The organism is Amycolatopsis sp. cmx-11-51, assembly GCF_047608665.1.
GTDB lineage: Bacteria > Actinomycetota > Actinomycetes > Mycobacteriales > Pseudonocardiaceae > Amycolatopsis.
In genome coordinates this window covers 574,014-589,518 of record NZ_JADNQO010000004.1, presented here as the reverse complement: position 1 = coordinate 589,518, position 15,505 = coordinate 574,014, and the positions used below count along the sequence as shown (strand labels likewise).

The window sequence follows — 15,505 nt, the reverse complement described above, 5'->3', positions numbered from 1 at the left end:
CGTGCGGCCTGCGGGTCGCCCCGTCGAGCCTTGCGGCGACCCTGCCGCCTTGAGGATCTGCTGCGCCGTTCCGATCAGGTCGGAGTCCCCGAACCCTTGTTCATCAAGCTCCGCAACTGGTGTGCCCCTGCGACGAATAGCCGCCTGTGGTGAAGCCCTGCTCGATCTGCGGACCGAGGACAAGCGCGGGCGGGTGGTGGCGAAGGTGAACGCGTGGACCGACGACTGCGCGGCCAAGGGCTACCAGGCGATCGAGCCGGACAACTATGACAGCTTCACGTGTTCCAAGGGCCTGCTGGCCGAGAGGGAAACGCAGGCCGGGAACCGGCAGCCAACGGACTCGACTTCGCCGTCGCCGAGGAATGCGGTGAGCAGGACAGTTGCGATGAGTACGTCCCGGCGTTCGGCGGCAACGTGATCGTCGTGGAGTACACCGACGCCGGTCTCGCGAACGCCTGCGAGCGCTGGGGCGGCTCACTCGGCATCGTCCGCCGTGACCGGGATGTCGAGACCGGCGTGGCGGCTCCGTCCCAGAGGCAGAAGCGGCCGACGTGGCCGCGCACAGACCGGAAGGGCAACCATGCGCAAGCTCATAGTCCAGCAGTGGGTCACCGTCGACAACATCGCCGCGGAGGAAGACGGCGGGCTCGGCTTCGTGTCAGTGGAGCCCTTTTCCGAGAAGAGCGACCCCGCGTTCAAGGCGAGCGTGATGGGGTTCATCGACTCGCTCGACACGCTGATTCTCGGCGCGAACACCTACGCTCAGTCCAAGGACTACTGGCCGCACGCCGAGGACCAGGGCGAATACGGCAAGAAGCTCAACAACCTCACCAAGTTCGTCGCCTCGTCGAAGCTGGACGACGCGCCCTGGGGTGACTTCCCCGCCGCGACCGTGACGCGCGACCCGGCCGCCACCATCCAGGGGCTCCAGGAGCAGCACGGCAAGGACATCTGGTTGTGGGGGAGCTTGAAACTCATGCACTCGCTGCTGGACGCCGGCCATGTCGACGAGATCCGGCTGCTGGTCTGCCCGGTGTCACGCGGCAAGGGGACGCGCGTCTTCCAGGATCGACAGGACCTGAAGCCGGTCGAGGCCACGTTGTTCGAAAATGGCCTGACACTGCTGCGCTACGAGATCAAGAAGTAGCCTCGAGCCGCGTCTGTTGCCAGGTCATGGGGCACCTGCGTGGTCGTGATACCGCGACTTTCCGTGCGCGCCAGGAGATCGGTGATCACGTTCCCGATCTCCTGGCCGAGAACCTGCTTCGAAGGAAGATCACGCCACCCGAGTTCACGCAGAAGTCCGGCGCGCAAAGCGTGCCGGTCTCCGCGGCGAGCGCCCTCGAACGCGGTGATCACCCGTCTGTGGGCCAGGAGTCGTTCTGAAACGATGCTCCAGCCACCACTCAGGTTCAGCCCGGCGGCTTGGCCTTCACCGTCATGGCACGCGCAAGGGCCAGGGATTCCGACACGGTGGCGTCTTCGATCCGGTACGGCCGCATCCGCCCGCCGCCGAGCGCATCGGGCCGCGAAGTGACCGCCGTCACTATAGCTCAGTTTGTGGCAACCTCAGTGGCTCCCGAACGCCTGAAAACACAGGAAAGACCGCCGCCTAACTCTGGGGAACACATGAAGAAGAGACTTTCCGCCATTTTGGCCGTGGTGCTGGCCGTTGTGGTGTTGACCTCCGCCGCGCCCGCCGGGGCGACCACCCGCTTCGACCGGGAACTCCAAGCGCGGATCACGCGTGCTCAGGCCTATGCCGACAGCAGGCCCGGCGAGACCGGGATCGTCCTCCGTGACCGGTGGACCGGTGCCGTCTACCGGAGCGCGGCCGCCGGGACCCTGATCTGGGCCTGTTCCACGCCGAAGCTGGCGATGGTCGTCGACCTGTTGCTGCGCAACGACTCCGGGGCCGTCCGGTTGACCGCCGAGGACCGGGACCTGATCCACCGGATGCTCAACTCCAGTGACGACGCCGCCGCCCACACGCTGTGGACCCGGTACGGCGGGGAGGCCGAGTTCGCCAAGCGGTTCCCTGCCTACGGTATGACCGACATGCGGTTCACCGATCAGCACCCGCACCACTGGGGCTGGATCCTGACCACCGCGAACGACTTGGACCGGCTGGTCAACTACGTCCTGACGCGGCTGCCCCGGCAGCACCGTGACTACATCGTCCGCGAGATGAGGACCGTCGACGTCAACCAGCAGTGGGGTGTCTGGGGAGCCGGTTCCGCCGCGCGGCCGGGGAACAAGGACGGCTGGTCCGACGACAACGACGACGGCTCCTGGATCATGAACTCGGTCGGTTTCGTCGGACCGAACGAGCGGTACACCCTCGCCCTGATGAACAACACGAAGGTCATCCAGAACGGTTTCGAAACCGGAAAGGAGACCACCACCAGGATCAGCGAGATCCTGTTCAAGGGGTACTTCGGGCACTGATCGCTGAATCCGGATCTCCGCGAAAGCCCATGGTGGCCCGGAATTTGACAATTCCGGCGCCACCGAACGGAGGTTGTGCCCTGCTGGGCGATGGCCAGACTGGAGGTTATCGCGTCCAATTCGGCAGACCTTTGTTCGGTACGTGGAGGACGGATGAGACTCGACCGAAAGCTCGCCGTGGCCGTCGTCGTGCTGATGGCGCTGTCGCTGACCGCTTCGGCGTCCATGGCAGGCGATCTGAAGATGGGGCAGCGAGCCGCACCGGCCTGCTCGGCGGGCACCACGGTGGTGACCGACGACGGGCCGGTGTGCGGTATCGCGGGAGCCGATGTCCGTTCATGGCAAGGGATCCGCTACGGCGCACCGCCGACAGGGAACCTGCGCTGGAAGCCGCCACGGCGGCCCGCCCCGTGGACCGAGCCGTTCGCCGCCACGACGGAGGGCAACCAGTGCCCGCAACCATCCGGTGCCGGTCCGGGTTCGGACAACGAGGACTGCCTCAACCTGACTGTCCGCGTGCCCGCCAAGGTGGGACCCGGTCCGTTGGCGGTGATGGTGCAAATCCACGGCGGCGGGTTCCTGCTGTGGAAGCCGCAGGACGCGAGCCGTCTGGTGACGACGGGCCAGGTCATCAGCGTGGAGGTCAACTACCGCCTCGGGATCTTCGGTTTCCTCGCGCACGAGGCGTTCGGCCGTCATGCCGGCAACTACGGGCTGCAGGACCAGCAGGCCGCGTTGCGCTGGGTGCGGCGCAACATCGCGCGGTTCGGCGGTGACCCGCACAACGTCACGATCTACGGCGCCTCCGCGGGCGGGTCGAGCGTCTGCGCCCACACCGCCTCACCTGCCTCAGCGGGGCTGTTCCAGCGCGGTATCAGCGAAAGCGGGGAGTACAACTCGCTGCTCGGCGTGAACACCGTGTGGCAGGCGCAGGACTGCAACGCGAAACTGCCAACGGAACAGCAGGCCCAGCGTGCCGGTGCGCGGTTCGCTGCCGCCCTCGGTTGCGGCAACGCGGCCGAGGCCGGAGCATGCCTTCGCGGGCTACCGGCCGCAGCCCTGCTCGAACAAGCTGATCACGGAAGGGAACCCGACAACGGAACGATCGCGCCGATCGTGAACGGCACGACACTGCCGATGTCGCCGGGAGAGGCCTTCGCCACCGGGCACGTCAACGACGTGGCCCTGATCCACGGCGTGGCACGCGACGAGACCCAATTGCCTTCCGCGTCGACCCCGGCCGACTACGACCGCTTGGTGCGCGAGCAGTACGGCGAGCACGCTCCCGCTGTCCGGCGGACGTATCCGCTGACGCGGTTCCCCTCGCCCGCCCCGTTCTTGGCCTTCCGGACCATCGTGGCCGACTCCAACTCGGTTTGCCCCGCCATGCTGAACAACGAACGGCTGGCGCGGCACATCCCGGTCTACGCCTACCAGATGGACGCCACGGACGTGCCGCCGCAGTTCTTCCTCGACCCCACCAAACCGAACGGCGCCTACCACATCGCCGAGTGGCTCCTGTTGCTCCCGGACGGCGTCAAGCTCAACCCCAACCTGCAAGTACTGTCCGACCAGCTCGTCGCGCAGTGGACAGGTTTCGCCCGCACCGGCAACCCCACCGTGGACGGCACGCCACGCTGGGAGCCCTACACCGAGGACAATCCCGTCGTCATGTCGCTCCACGCCGCGGGGGACAGCCAGCTCACTACCGAGATCTCTCGTCAACACCACTGTGACGAACTCTGGAATTCGCTGACACCCTAGCTACGCTTCGGAGTCGGCCGAACGTGGCGTGCTTGAATCTTGAGTCATGAGCAATCCGTTGGTCGCGCCGGTGAAGGACTCGACGACGGCGGTGTCGGGTGTGCCGCTGTTGGAGGGCGCCCTCGACCTGAAGTCGGCGATCGAGAGCGGCGACTGGGCTTCGGTCGCGTTGGGTGCGGTGGGGACCGCGCTGGACGCGCTGACCGCGGTGATGGACCCGATCGGGGCGGTTTTCGCCGCCGGGGTCGGCTGGCTGATCGAGCACGTCGGCCCGCTGAAGGAGGCTCTCGACGCTCTCACCGGCAACGCGGACGAGATCGCGGCGCAGGCGGAGACGTGGACGAACGTCGCCAAGGAGATCGGGGACGTCGCGGTCGAGCTGGTGGACCTGGTCCAGAAGGACCTCGGTAGCTGGACGGGGGAAGCGGCCGACGCGTACCGGAAGCAGGCGAAGAACACGTCGACGCTGATGGAGAGCGCTCAGAAAGGGACCGAAGGCGCGGCCAGCGGGGTCAAGACGGCGGGGGAGGTCGTAGCCGCGGTCCGGACGCTGGTCCGCGACATCATCGCCGAACTCATCGGGCACCTGATTTCGTGGGCGTTGCAGGTGGTGTTCACGCTCGGGATCGGGCTGACGTGGGTGGTGCCGCAGGTGGTGGCCGCGGTGGCGAAGACGGCGTCGAAGATCGCCGGACTCACCACGAAGCTGGTGAAGGCGCTCAAAGGCCTGATCCCGCTGTTGAAGAAGGCCGGGGATCTGTTCGACGACGCTGGGAAGGCGTTGAAGAACCTCAAAGGCGGGACGGTCAAACCCGCCGGCAAGCTCAAGGACATCAAGACCAAAGCGCCCGACCCCAAACCCGACCCCAAGGACGACGGCACCAGTCCGTCAGGAGATCACACCGGTCCTTCCGGCGACCATTCCGGCCCGTCCGGGGACAAGGGCAACCCCGGCGGCGACAAAGGTGGCTCCGGCGGCGGGGACAAGAACGGCAACCCCAACCCGCCCGGCGAGAACGTCACTCCTTCGGGTGCAAAGGGTGGTTCCGGCGGTGGAACCAAGGGAAGCCCGCCCCCGGCCCGTACCGAGCCTCCGCCCAAGCACTCCGCGCCGGACGAACTGAACCTCTGTGGCGACCCGATCGACATCGCCACCGGAGAGGTCGTGATGGTGCAGGACGACCTTTCGCTGGCCGGACCGCTGCCCATCCGGATCCGCCGCACGCATATGTCGAGCTACCGGGAGGGCACCGGCTTCGGCCGATCCTGGTCGTCGACCGCCGACCTACGGCTGGAGTTCACCGCCGAACACGCCCGCTTCTTCTCCGACGACGGCACGGTCCTGACGTTCCCGCTGCCGGAGCCGGGACGGCCGATGGACTCTCTCGCCGGGCCGTCGCGAGTGCTGATGGTGGACGAGACGGGCGTTTACCGGCTGCTGACCTGGGACTCCGGGATCACGCTGTGTTTCGCGCCGGTCGCGGGTGCCCCGGCCAGGGTGCTGCCGCTGACCGCGTTCGAGCTCGGCGAGGACGGGCCGAGAATCGAGGTCGACCACGACGGGGAGGGTTCGGGGGTGCGCTGGCGGCACTCCGACGGGCGGGTACTGGAGATCGACCGTGACCGCGGCCGGGTGCGTGCGCTGCGGATGACCGATCCGTTGCAGGGCCAGAACGTGGTCGTCATGCGCTACGGGTACGACGACGCGGGAAACCTCACCGAGGTGACCAACTCCTCCGGCCGGGCCCTGCGGTTCGACTACGACCCGGACGGCCGTCTGGCGGGCTGGCAGGACCGCAATGGGATTTGGTACCGCTACGTCTACGACGCGGCCGGGCGCTGTGTGCGCACCGTGGGCGATCGCGGGTTCCTCGACTGCACTTTCGACTACGAGCCGAAGCGGACCCGCTATACCGATTCCCTTGGCAACGTCACGGTGTTCGAGCTCGACACGGCGCACCACGTGGTGCGCGAAACCGATCCATTCGGTGCGACCACCGTTTTCGCTTGGGACGACCGGGACCGGATGCGGTCGAAGACCGACCCGCTCGGCCGGACGACGAGTTTCACCTACAACGCCGAAGGCGAGATCTCGAAGGTCACCCGGCCCGACGGCAGCGTGGTGCTGGTGAACCGGTCCGAGGACGGCGTGGTCGACGGGCTGCTGGCGGACGAGGGTGACCACACCCGCTACCGGGCCTACCCGGACGGTCGGGGACCGGATCCGCGGCAGGACCCGGTCGGCGTGTCCGCCTCGATCAACCTCGACACCGGCCCGAATCCCGACGACACCGAGGCCGAGGACAACGATCTGTTCGGACGGCCACGCTCGGTCCCGCACGGCAGGGGACGGGCCCGGATCGGCTGGACCGTGGAGGGGCTGCGGGCCTGGCGGGTCGGCTCGCTGAGCGAGCGGCAGAGCTGGCGCTACGACAGTGAGGGCAACGAGGTCGAACACGTCGATCCGGCGGGTCGCGCGACTCGGCGTGAGTACGGCCCGTTCGACATGCTGACCGCGGAGATCGATCCGGCTGGCGGGCGGACCCAGTACACCTATGACACCGAGCTGCGGCCGTCCGTGGTGACCAATCCCAACGGACTGACCTGGACCTACGAATACGATCCGGCCGGCCGCCTCGTCCGGCAGACCGACTTCGACGGCCGTGCGCACACCTATGCCTACGACGCGGCGGGCCAGCTGATCCGGTCCGTCGACCCCGCCGGCCGGGCCACGGACTACGGCTATGACCTGATCGGCAACCTGGTCCGGATCCGTACCGAAGACACGGAGACCACCTACGCCTACGACGCGGTCGGCGAGCTGGTCCGTGCCGACGACGGCGAGTCCGTGGTGGAATTCGATCGGGACGAGAACGGCCGGATGGTCCGCACCGTCACCGATGGGCAGGAAGTGGTCTTCGAGTACGACCCCGCGCGGAGCACCATCAGCAGGCGTACCCCCTCCGGTGCGACCAGCGTGTGGTCCTTCGACAAGGCAGAGCGGCCGAGCGTGCTGTCGACCGCCGACCACAGCGTCGACTACGCCTACGACGCCGAGGGCCGCCCGATCGGACGGCGCGTCGACCGAGGCGCCCAGCTGCGGCAGCAGTTCGACGCCGACGACCGGATCGTCGGCCAGACTTTCACCGACGCGACCGGCACCGTGCTGCGGCACCGGGAGTTCGCCAGGTCAGACGACGGTGAGCTGACCGCGATTCGGGACGCCGCCGGGGGTGAGTCGTTCGGACGCGACGCGGCCGGACGGATCACCACCCACCTGGTCGACGGGGTGCGTGAGGACATCGCCTACGATCGGGCGGGCAAGGTCGTGCAATGGGTGACGACGAACACCGCGTACCCCGAAACCGGACCGCGCGCGTACGAGCGCAACACGGTCACCAGCGCGGGAGTGGTCCGTTACGAGCACGACGCGAGCGGCCGTCGTACCGCCCGGCATGAAGGTGACCGGATCTGGCGCTACGACTGGGACGCGCGCAACCGGCTGACCGGTCTCACCACGCCGGACGGCCGCCGCTGGCGATATCGCTACGATCCGCTCGGCAGGCGCACGGCGAAGGAACTGCTCGGCCCCGACGGCCGGGTACTCGAACAGGTGCGTTTCGTCTGGGACGGCAATTCACTGATCGAACAGACGCACACCGGTCCGGCGGGCGTCGCCGTCACCACCTGGGACCGGCGGCCCGACACCGAGGAACCGGTCACCCAGACCGAGCACGGCGCCGGGCAGATGCGGTTCCGGGCTTTCGTGACCGACTCCATCGGCACGCCGACCGACCTGCTGGACCCGGCGGGCGTACTGAGCTGGACCGGCCGCTGGACGCTGTGGGGCAGGCCGTTGGCCGGTGCGCCGGGCACGCCGCTGCGGTTCCCCGGCCAGTATCTGGACGCGGAAAGCGGGCTGCACTACAACCTGCACCGCTATTTCGACCCGGCCACCGCGCGCTACCTCAGCCAGGATCCGCTCGGACTCCCCGCCGGGCCCGATCCGGCCGGTTACCCGCACGACCCGACCGCGGGCTCGGATCCGCTGGGCCTGGTGTGGTGCGACAAGAAACGCAAGTTCGTCGACGGCCCGGACACCTCCGGCACCGGGCACAACGCGGGTAACACCGGTGGCAGCTCGAAACGTCCGCGTGCCGAGAACGACAACGCCAACCGCGGTGGCCGCAGCAAGAACCAGGCGGGCACCACCGAAGAAGTCCGGGCCACCTACGACAAGAACTCCACCAGGGGGAAGGACTTCGTCAACACGCCGGACACCAAGCAGGTCACCGACGTCGACGCGCTGAACAAGAACTCGGTCATCAGCAACAAGGTGGACAAGAACGGAGACGTCTACGGGGAGAACAAACTGAGTGAAAAGCTGGTGGAGACCCTGGAGAACACTCCGAAGAAGAATCCCAAGCCGGGGGAGAGCCAGTTCCTGAGCGCCGATGAGAAGTGGATCCGCGGGCACCTCGAGAACGGCGACATGGGCGGGCCGGGCACCGCCGACAACATGATCCCGCTGACGCATACCGCGAACATGAACTACAAGAAACTCGAATCGAGTCTGCAAACCTACGTCGACCTGAAGAACACCCTCGCCAATCGGGACGCCTCCGACATCGGCATCGACTTCCGGGTCAAGCCCAGTGACGAGGTGAAGTTTCCCAAATCGGAGAACGACTTCGAACGCGGGATCCGCGACCACGTCGAGATCAACAGCCAGTACACCGGGATCACCCCCGACATCGCGCAACGGCTGATGAACAGCAAGATGGACGTCCCGCTGCCGGATCTGCCCCCGCTGGGCACCAAGTTCGACACCATCAGTGGCAAGTTCACCACACCCGACGGCACCGAGTGGATCAAGAACCCGAAGGGCCACGACCTCAGTCAGTACCTGTAGCGGGGGAACTTCTGCGGTGGTGACTCGGGCAAGTGCCTTGATCAGGGTCGGCGACGAGCACGGTCGTACTCGTCGAAGGCCTCCGCGACATCGCCGTCCATGATCATGGTCAGCGCGTAGGAAATGGTCGAGATCCACTCGTCGAGACGAGCCACGTCCGTGTCGCCGATCAGATCGTTTCGACGGAGCATGCCCTCGGGCTCGACGCCCCAGGCTCGCGCGAAGTGACAGATTCCGACCAGGGTGGAGATCACCTCGCGTGGCACCATGTCGGCCTGTAGTGGCTCGGCAAAGACTCGCAACGCCGACATCACCTCGTGGAAGTTCTCCTCGCGCAAGCCGGTGAAGGGCCGCAGAGAGCCAAGAAAACCCTTCTGCCAGCGCGGATCGTCCACGTCGGGGTGCACGCAGGCGTGGAACTGGAGGGCTTCGCGGGCATCGGCTGGGGTCACGAACGCACGGTAGCGCTACCGTGCGTCAGCCGGGCGTCCCGTCGCGCTCGTTCCTCCGGGCGAGGCTCTGAGCTTGCCCTTCGTGGATGTCACTCACCCACTCCCAGCCGGGCTTCGCCGATGGGCCGATGCGTGGGTCATCGGGTGCTTGGCCGTCACGCAAGGCATGTACGTACGCGCGATCTTGTTCGAGCCGTGCGCGTAACTGATCGGCCCTGCCGACGGATCCGTGGCCGGGGATGAGAACAGTAGCGTCGTTCACCACGGGCTCGAGCAGTCGCAGCCCGACGAGGTACTCCTCAATGGGGTCATTGGTGTCGGTGAAGTCGTCGAGCATCGGGATGAAGACATCGGAGAGCATGTCGCCCGCGACGAGAACCCCGCGTTCTTCGATCAGCAGCGCCGCATGGCCCGGGGAGTGAGCCGGATGCTCGATAACCCGGATTTGAGGGCCATCCCAAGGAATGTGCGTGGTTTCGGCAGGCAGATCGGTAATGAGGCCGAAGAGGTCGAGTGACATGTCGTCGGCGATTTCCGAGGGTAGTCCCTCGGCGACGAGGGTCCGCCAGTCGGTGTTCGACCGCACGCTTCGCATACGGGCCGCGCAGCGGGCCGTGCCGTAACGGGGTGCTTCGCCGAGTTCGGCGTGCCAGAGCACGTGATCCCAATCGGGATGCGTCGAGAAGCCTGCCACGACGGGCTGGCCCAACTCGCGAAGGTCGTTTGCGAGGCAAGCCATGTCGGAGTCTTGTATCCCGGCGTCGATGACCAGCACGCCGACCTGGCCCTGCACGACAACCGTGTTGTTCCGGAGCAACTCGCTCCGGTGGACCAGCACGCCCTCCGCGACCTGTCTCAGCATCGTGACCCTTCCGCTTGTAAAGTGCAACCACTTGTCGGAAAGGTAGCGCCGAGTGGTGGCAGATTGCAAGCACTCGGGCGGAGCCCGAAGTTATCTTCGCGTACACGCCCCGGCTGGCGCGACGACACCAATGATCAGCTCAGACATCCTACCTTTGCGCTGTCGGTGTCGAGGTAGCTGAAATGTGGGTGTCTGATGGATCGCAGGTCGTTCATGCTGGCCACGGGTGGTGCGGTGGCCGCGACCACCGCACTCGGCGTCCCGGCGGAGGCCACCCCCGGCCGGGACCCGTTCGGCATGGCCGTCCGGTTCAACATCATCAGCGATATCCAGGGCGACCTGGCCGATTTCGGCAAGGCCCTGGACGACATCAACGCCATCAACCCCCGTAGCGCCGGGCTCGGCGTGGCGGGAGACATCACCCCGCGCGGCTACGACTTCGAGTACGCCCAGGTGCGGTCGACGCTGGACAAGCACCCGCATCCGAGAAAAGTGGCGTGGGCCATCGGCAACCACGAGTTCTATGTGCCGAAGTGGCGGGACCCGGACACACTCGCGCAGGAGACCTGGCCCAACGGCACCACCGAAGACTCGCTGTTCCGCAGCTTCTACAACTTCGCCGGGCGCAACACGGTCTACTCGGAAACCTCGTTCGACGGGGTGCCGGTGCTGTGCCTTGGCACCGAGCGCTACGCCAAGTACCACGACCCCAAGCTGTGGGACGAGGTGTGGATCAGCGACCGGCAGTTCACCTGGCTGGAACAGCGGCTGGCGTACTGGGACCGGTGGCGCAAGCCGGTGATGGTGCTGACCCATCACCCACTGCCGAACACCGTGTCCGGCACCCGCAACAAGCTCTACCTCAACGACTACCTCCAGGCCGACCGGCTGCTCGCGGTGCTCGGCAGATACCGGGACGTGTTCCTGTTCTCCGGGCACACCCACTGGGACCTCACCCTGTCGGACTAAGTGACCCGCCGGGTCGTTCCGGGCAGCGGCAACCTCGAAGGCTTCACCGTGGTCAACACCGGCGCCGTGCAGACCGGCTGGGTGGACGACGGCAAGGGCGGTGAGGCGTCCCTGGGCGGCAGCTTCAACCAGGGCCTCCAGGTCGAGGTGTCCCACCGCGCCGTCGTGATCAAAGCTCGCGACTTCACCACCGGCACCTGGCTCAAGCAGATCACCGTGCCGCTGCGAGACAGCCTCTGATTGTCACGATCGTGGTGGCGTTGATCGTCGGCACGAGGGGTTGGGTGCGAGGCCGGGCCGCGATCACCGATTTGACCTCGCTCGCCGAGTCGACCCAGCGATCGACCGGGCCGCTGAAGTTCTCAAGCATCGGAAATCCTCCTTGCTCGCGTGGCTGGACACGTGACTCGTGGCGGAATCCGGCTGTGGTGTTGTCCGCGCCCAAGCACGCGAGATCGGCATCCAGTCACGCGTGTCGTCCGCCTCGGTACAGGGCCGCCGCACGGTTCCTCGGGCATGATCGGCTCATGCGCGTCTTGTCGGAGAGTCAACTCGGTGCCGTCCTGGCAGGCGTCCCCGCACCGCGGCCCCGGGTGGTGGTGAGCGGGAACTTCGCCACCCCGATGCGGGCGCTGAACGTGCTGGACGCGGCACTGGCGGAGTATCGGTTGTTCGCGTTGAACGCGCAGGCCGGGATGCCCGACCGCGAGGGCGTGCTGCTGGAGACGCCGTTCGTGGGTGCGGGGATGCGTGGCCGCGCCGGGCTGCGGTACTTCCCGTCCCGGCTGTCGCTGGTGCCGCAGCTGCTCAAGCACGCGCTGCCGCCGGACGTCGTCCTGCTGCACACCTCGGTTCCGATGGACGGTGTGGTGTCGCTGGGCACGGAGGTGAACATTCTGCCCGCCGCCGTCGAGGCGGTGCGGGCCCGAGGGGGCCTGGTGATCGCGCAGCTCAACCCGAACATGCCGTTCACCTACGGCGACGGCGTTCTGCCGGTCGGCGAGATCGACTACGCCCTCGATGCGGACGAGCCGCTCCTGTCGCCGGTCCCGCGGCCGGTGGGGGACACGGCGCGGACCATCGGTGAGCGGGTGGCCGGGCTGGTCGCGGACGGCGCGACCCTGCAACTGGGTATCGGCGGGATCCCGGACGCGACGCTGGCCGCGGTGACCGGACGGCGCGGACTCGCGATCTGGTCGGAGATGTTCAGCGACGGTGTGCTCGCGCTCGACCGCGCCGGGGCACTCGATCCGGCGGAACCGGTGACGGCGTCGTTCGTGTTCGGCAGTGTCGAGCTGTATCGGTGGCTCGACCGCAATCCGCGGATCCGCTTGCTGCGCACGGAAAAGACGAACGACCCCGCCGTGATCGCCCGGCAGCGAGGTCTCGTTTCGGTGAACAGCGCCCTCGAGGTGGACCTGTTCGCGCAGGCCAACGCGAGCCGTGTGCGAGGGGCGATCTACTCGGGATTCGGCGGGCAGACCGACTTCGTGGTCGGGGCTTTGCATTCACCCGGTGGCCGGGCGATCATCGCGCTGCCGTCCTGGCATCCGAAGGCCGACGTCTCGACGGTCGTGCCCCGGCTGGCCGGGCCGGTGACGTCGTTCCAGCACAGTTTCCTGGTCAGCGAACACGGCGTCGCGACCATCTGGGGTAACGACGCGAGCGAGCAGGCGCAGCAGATAGTCGACCACGTCGCGCATCCGGCGGCCAGGGAAGAACTCGTGACGCGGGGCAGGGAGCTCGGATTCACACTGGCGAGTGGCCTGCGGTAGCCAGAGCGTGCTGCGGGTCCATATCGGACCTCAGTTCGGCGAAGATCGCTGGACGCGGTCACAGTCCACTTCGGACACCACGTGCCCGCCGAGGACGGTCAGGACCAAGTGGGTGCCGGGCAGTTCCCGCCCGCTCGCGCTGATCGGCGTGGTCACCTGCTCACCGTCTCCGGCCGCGAATGATCACCTTGCGCCGGGATTCGCGGGCCTTCCTGATCACCTTCACCGAACCCCACCAGGCGAAACCGGTGATGCGCAGCACCGGCGCACCGACCGCCGGCCGCTGCGGCGCCGAACCGCGGCCGGTCCCGAATCCGCCCATGAGCCCGATTCCCCGGACGTCGACGACGAAGTCCTCCGGGACCACGATCTTGACGCCGCCCATGATCGCCACGGCCCTGATCGTGCAAGGATCGGTGACGACTTCGGCGTGCCGCAGATCGAGTCGCACGCCACCCCAGAAGGCGCGGCTGACATGTTTCGGTGGCAGCGGCCCGTCGAACCGTCGTCGAGTGCCCGACATAACGGCGGTGGAGGACCGTCCGCCTCGTGCGTCCTCGGTGTCGGTGCTCACCGGAGAGAGATCCGCGACGACGGGTTCGAAGTCCGCGAAGGTCTTCGCCGAGTAGACGGCGTCCAGTCTCGTCTCCAGTTCGGCGGTGGTGATCTGGCCCGCCCCCATGGCCTCGTACAGCAGCTGAGCCACCCTTTCGCGGTCGGAATCAGCCACTCGCCTCGCCGATCGCTCCACTTCAGACATGGCCGCGATTGTAGGGTCCAGAGCCCCTTTTCCTGTTGGGCGGCGAAAAACTCGTCCGATGACCTTGACGGAGGTGAGCGGGTGCCGCAGAGGCGGGATGACGAGCATGACAAATACAGGCAGGGATGGGAGCGACCGCGTTGGATTTCCGCACCGCGCCGCCCTGGTGCATGTCGCTCAGGCCGTCACCGCCGGATCCTCCGGCCCGCGCGGACGTGGCCGAGTCTGCTCCAGGTAGGCATCGATCGCTTCCCGGTCCTCAACCTCGCGATCGCGGGCGGGGCGCACCTGGGTGGTTCGGTGCTCGACCGGGCCGGAACCGCGACCCCGCTGCCGTGGATCACGGTGGCATTGGCCGCGCTGGCCTGCGCCGTGGCGATCGCCGCCCGGCACGGGTTCCCGGCTGTCCGACAGTGACCGGCTTCGTTCGATGCGGTGCGGTGCGGGGTCAGGGTCGCTGATCCACCGCGACGAGGCGGAGTTCGGCGGTGTAGGTGTCGCCGTGGCCGTCTGCCAGCCACGTCTGTTCGGGAGTGGGCAGCATTTCGGTGAGGGTGAGGGTCGCGTCCGGGTCCTTCCTGGTCAGCCGCCGGATGGCTTTCGCCAGGATCTGAACGTAGACCGGGCTGTCGAAGTCGACGTAGAGCGGCCTCGGTTCGGCTGACGACACGGCGAAGACGAAGCGGGGCAACCGGTTCTCCCGTGCCACGACCAGATGGTTCACTGTGGTCCGCGGGGTGTGGGGTAGCTCGGGGACGGGTTGGAAGGCGTCCATCACCAGCCGCGTCAGCCCCTGGGAGAACACCTCCAGGACGTCGAACTCCTGTCCGTCGGGCAGCCGCACGAGGACGCGCCCGTCGCGTTCGGAGACCACGGCGTCCGCGCTGAGCGCGACTCGCGGCCGCGCCGGGTCGGCGGTGTGGTCGAGCAGAGCGACCTGATAGTCCTGATCCCGTACCACCGACTGACGGGTCCTTGCGGACAACCGGGTGCGATTCTCCGTGGCCAGCAGGGGAAGTAGCCTCGGGCCTGGGAAGTCGCCGGTGGTCAGTTCCAGCAGTTCGGCGACCTTCCGGCGCCGACAACGAGCTGACCGGGTACTACACCGGTCCGGATCCGGGCGCGTCCACCGTGCGCCGGTGGCTGCCGCACCCAGGTCCCACCGCATATGGTGCCCCGGCGTTGCGTCCACCGGGAGACGCTGCCGCTGACGGTCAACGGGAAGATCGACCGTCGTGCGCTGTCGGCACTCGAGCCGGTTGCTGGGGTGATCCGGAGGATGCCCGCGGTGGCCGCGAACCGTCCGAGTTCGATGCGGCCCGGCAGTCCTGTCTTGGCGATCAGGCTCGACACGTGCCGTTCGACCGTGCGGTGGGACAGATGCAGCAGGCCGGCGATCTCGCGCATGGTCAGCGTCGATCACGCCGTTCCTTCCCCCCTTGGACGAACTCGCAGCACATCAGGAACGAGCCTGGAAGGGCAATCCACCAAAAGGCCGGAGGGTTCGCATGACTGCTTCCCTTGTCGGGAACGACAGAGGCGAGTTGCGCTGTTCGCCGGTCA

Annotated in this window: 15 protein-coding genes and 2 pseudogenes; 10 read left to right on the top strand and 7 right to left on the bottom strand. The window is 67.3% G+C overall.

Features of this window, described 5'->3' with window-relative positions; genetic code table 11:
• Position 1: 1 nt before the first annotated feature.
• From ACM6LU_RS19390 to ACM6LU_RS19375, 4 genes and pseudogenes are all read left to right on the top strand, one after another.
• A pseudogene (locus tag ACM6LU_RS19390) lies at positions 2-259 on the top strand (hypothetical protein); the annotation flags it as partial.
• Positions 260-279: 20 nt separating this feature from the next.
• A pseudogene (locus ACM6LU_RS19385) lies at positions 280-426 on the top strand (hypothetical protein); the annotation flags it as partial.
• Positions 427-580: 154 nt separating this feature from the next.
• Positions 581-1,147, top strand: coding sequence for a dihydrofolate reductase family protein (locus tag ACM6LU_RS19380; protein ID WP_414939103.1), 567 nt, complete (start codon positions 581-583; stop codon positions 1,145-1,147).
• A 26-nt stretch (positions 1,148-1,173) separates the two neighbouring features.
• Positions 1,174-1,386, top strand: coding sequence for a hypothetical protein (locus ACM6LU_RS19375; RefSeq protein WP_414939102.1), 213 nt, complete (start codon positions 1,174-1,176; stop codon positions 1,384-1,386).
• A 26-nt stretch (positions 1,387-1,412) separates the two neighbouring features.
• Here ACM6LU_RS19375 and ACM6LU_RS19370 read toward each other — a convergent pair whose 3' ends face one another.
• Positions 1,413-1,547 (bottom strand): hypothetical protein, encoded by a 135-nt coding sequence (locus tag ACM6LU_RS19370; protein WP_414939101.1) that lies wholly within the window; start codon positions 1,545-1,547, stop codon positions 1,413-1,415.
• A gap of 82 nt (positions 1,548-1,629) precedes the next feature.
• Between ACM6LU_RS19370 and ACM6LU_RS19365 the strand changes: the two genes are divergently transcribed.
• The 3 genes from ACM6LU_RS19365 to ACM6LU_RS19355 all read left to right on the top strand — a co-directional run bounded on the left by ACM6LU_RS19365 (position 1,630) and on the right by ACM6LU_RS19355 (position 9,124).
• On the top strand, positions 1,630-2,448 hold the full coding sequence (locus ACM6LU_RS19365; protein WP_414939100.1) for a serine hydrolase: 819 nt from the start codon (positions 1,630-1,632) through the stop codon (positions 2,446-2,448).
• A 153-nt stretch (positions 2,449-2,601) separates the two neighbouring features.
• A complete protein-coding gene (locus ACM6LU_RS19360) occupies positions 2,602-4,212 on the top strand; it encodes a carboxylesterase/lipase family protein (protein ID WP_414939099.1) in 1,611 nt (536 codons plus the stop codon).
• Between the two features lie 46 nt (positions 4,213-4,258).
• Complete coding sequence (locus ACM6LU_RS19355) at positions 4,259-9,124, top strand: DUF6531 domain-containing protein (protein ID WP_414939098.1); 4,866 nt, start codon at positions 4,259-4,261, stop codon at positions 9,122-9,124.
• 41 nt (positions 9,125-9,165) lie between these two features.
• On the opposite strand, the gene ACM6LU_RS19350 is transcribed toward ACM6LU_RS19355, so the two are convergent.
• Together ACM6LU_RS19350 and ACM6LU_RS19345 are read right to left on the bottom strand one after the other, a co-directional pair.
• Complete coding sequence (locus ACM6LU_RS19350) at positions 9,166-9,576, bottom strand: hypothetical protein (RefSeq protein ID WP_414939097.1); 411 nt, start codon at positions 9,574-9,576, stop codon at positions 9,166-9,168.
• A 25-nt stretch (positions 9,577-9,601) separates the two neighbouring features.
• Positions 9,602-10,438, bottom strand: coding sequence for an MBL fold metallo-hydrolase (locus tag ACM6LU_RS19345; protein WP_414939096.1), 837 nt, complete (start codon positions 10,436-10,438; stop codon positions 9,602-9,604).
• Between the two features lie 195 nt (positions 10,439-10,633).
• On the opposite strand from ACM6LU_RS19345, the gene ACM6LU_RS19340 reads away from it, so the two are divergent.
• The 3 genes from ACM6LU_RS19340 (at position 10,634) to ACM6LU_RS19330 (ending at position 13,182) form a co-directional block, all read left to right on the top strand.
• Positions 10,634-11,407, top strand: a complete 774-nt coding sequence (locus ACM6LU_RS19340; RefSeq protein ID WP_414939095.1) for a metallophosphoesterase — start codon at positions 10,634-10,636, stop codon at positions 11,405-11,407.
• Positions 11,408-11,647, top strand: coding sequence for a DUF4073 domain-containing protein (locus ACM6LU_RS19335; RefSeq protein ID WP_414939094.1), 240 nt, complete (start codon positions 11,408-11,410; stop codon positions 11,645-11,647). It begins immediately after the preceding gene.
• Between the two features lie 287 nt (positions 11,648-11,934).
• On the top strand, positions 11,935-13,182 hold the full coding sequence (locus ACM6LU_RS19330) for an acetyl-CoA hydrolase/transferase family protein (protein WP_414939093.1): 1,248 nt from the start codon (positions 11,935-11,937) through the stop codon (positions 13,180-13,182).
• 30 nt (positions 13,183-13,212) lie between these two features.
• Here the strand turns inward: ACM6LU_RS19330 and ACM6LU_RS19325 are convergent, their stop codons facing one another.
• The 4 genes from ACM6LU_RS19325 to ACM6LU_RS19310 all read right to left on the bottom strand — a co-directional run bounded on the left by ACM6LU_RS19325 (position 13,213) and on the right by ACM6LU_RS19310 (position 15,349).
• Entirely contained in the window at positions 13,213-13,338 is a 126-nt protein-coding gene (locus ACM6LU_RS19325; RefSeq protein WP_414939092.1) for a hypothetical protein, read from the bottom strand.
• Between the two features lie 4 nt (positions 13,339-13,342).
• Entirely contained in the window at positions 13,343-13,942 is a 600-nt protein-coding gene (locus tag ACM6LU_RS19320; RefSeq protein ID WP_414939091.1) for a DUF1707 SHOCT-like domain-containing protein, read from the bottom strand.
• Positions 13,943-14,390: 448 nt separating this feature from the next.
• The gene (locus ACM6LU_RS19315; RefSeq protein WP_414939090.1) at positions 14,391-14,903 is read right to left on the bottom strand and encodes a hypothetical protein; all 513 of its coding nucleotides are present in this window, start codon (positions 14,901-14,903) and stop codon (positions 14,391-14,393) included.
• An 86-nt stretch (positions 14,904-14,989) separates the two neighbouring features.
• On the bottom strand, positions 14,990-15,349 hold the full coding sequence (locus ACM6LU_RS19310) for a response regulator transcription factor (RefSeq protein ID WP_414939089.1): 360 nt from the start codon (positions 15,347-15,349) through the stop codon (positions 14,990-14,992).
• Positions 15,350-15,505 lie beyond the last annotated feature (156 nt).

What these genes read in the sequence shown, in the direction of transcription:
- ACM6LU_RS19340 (WP_414939095.1), top strand. Translation starts at nt 10,634, where the DNA reads ATGGATCGCAGGTCGTTCATGCTGGCCACGGGTGGTGCGGTGGCCGCG.
- ACM6LU_RS19365 (WP_414939100.1), top strand. Translation starts at nt 1,630, where the DNA reads ATGAAGAAGAGACTTTCCGCCATTTTGGCCGTGGTGCTGGCCGTTGTG.
- ACM6LU_RS19355 (WP_414939098.1), top strand. Translation starts at nt 4,259, where the DNA reads ATGAGCAATCCGTTGGTCGCGCCGGTGAAGGACTCGACGACGGCGGTG.
- ACM6LU_RS19330 (WP_414939093.1), top strand. Translation starts at nt 11,935, where the DNA reads ATGCGCGTCTTGTCGGAGAGTCAACTCGGTGCCGTCCTGGCAGGCGTC.
- ACM6LU_RS19380 (WP_414939103.1), top strand. Translation starts at nt 581, where the DNA reads ATGCGCAAGCTCATAGTCCAGCAGTGGGTCACCGTCGACAACATCGCC.
- ACM6LU_RS19360 (WP_414939099.1), top strand. Translation starts at nt 2,602, where the DNA reads ATGAGACTCGACCGAAAGCTCGCCGTGGCCGTCGTCGTGCTGATGGCG.
- ACM6LU_RS19310 (WP_414939089.1), bottom strand. Translation starts at nt 15,349, where the DNA reads ATGCGCGAGATCGCCGGCCTGCTGCATCTGTCCCACCGCACGGTCGAA.
- ACM6LU_RS19320 (WP_414939091.1), bottom strand. Translation starts at nt 13,942, where the DNA reads ATGTCTGAAGTGGAGCGATCGGCGAGGCGAGTGGCTGATTCCGACCGC.
- ACM6LU_RS19345 (WP_414939096.1), bottom strand. Translation starts at nt 10,438, where the DNA reads ATGCTGAGACAGGTCGCGGAGGGCGTGCTGGTCCACCGGAGCGAGTTG.
- ACM6LU_RS19375 (WP_414939102.1), top strand. Translation starts at nt 1,174, where the DNA reads ATGGGGCACCTGCGTGGTCGTGATACCGCGACTTTCCGTGCGCGCCAG.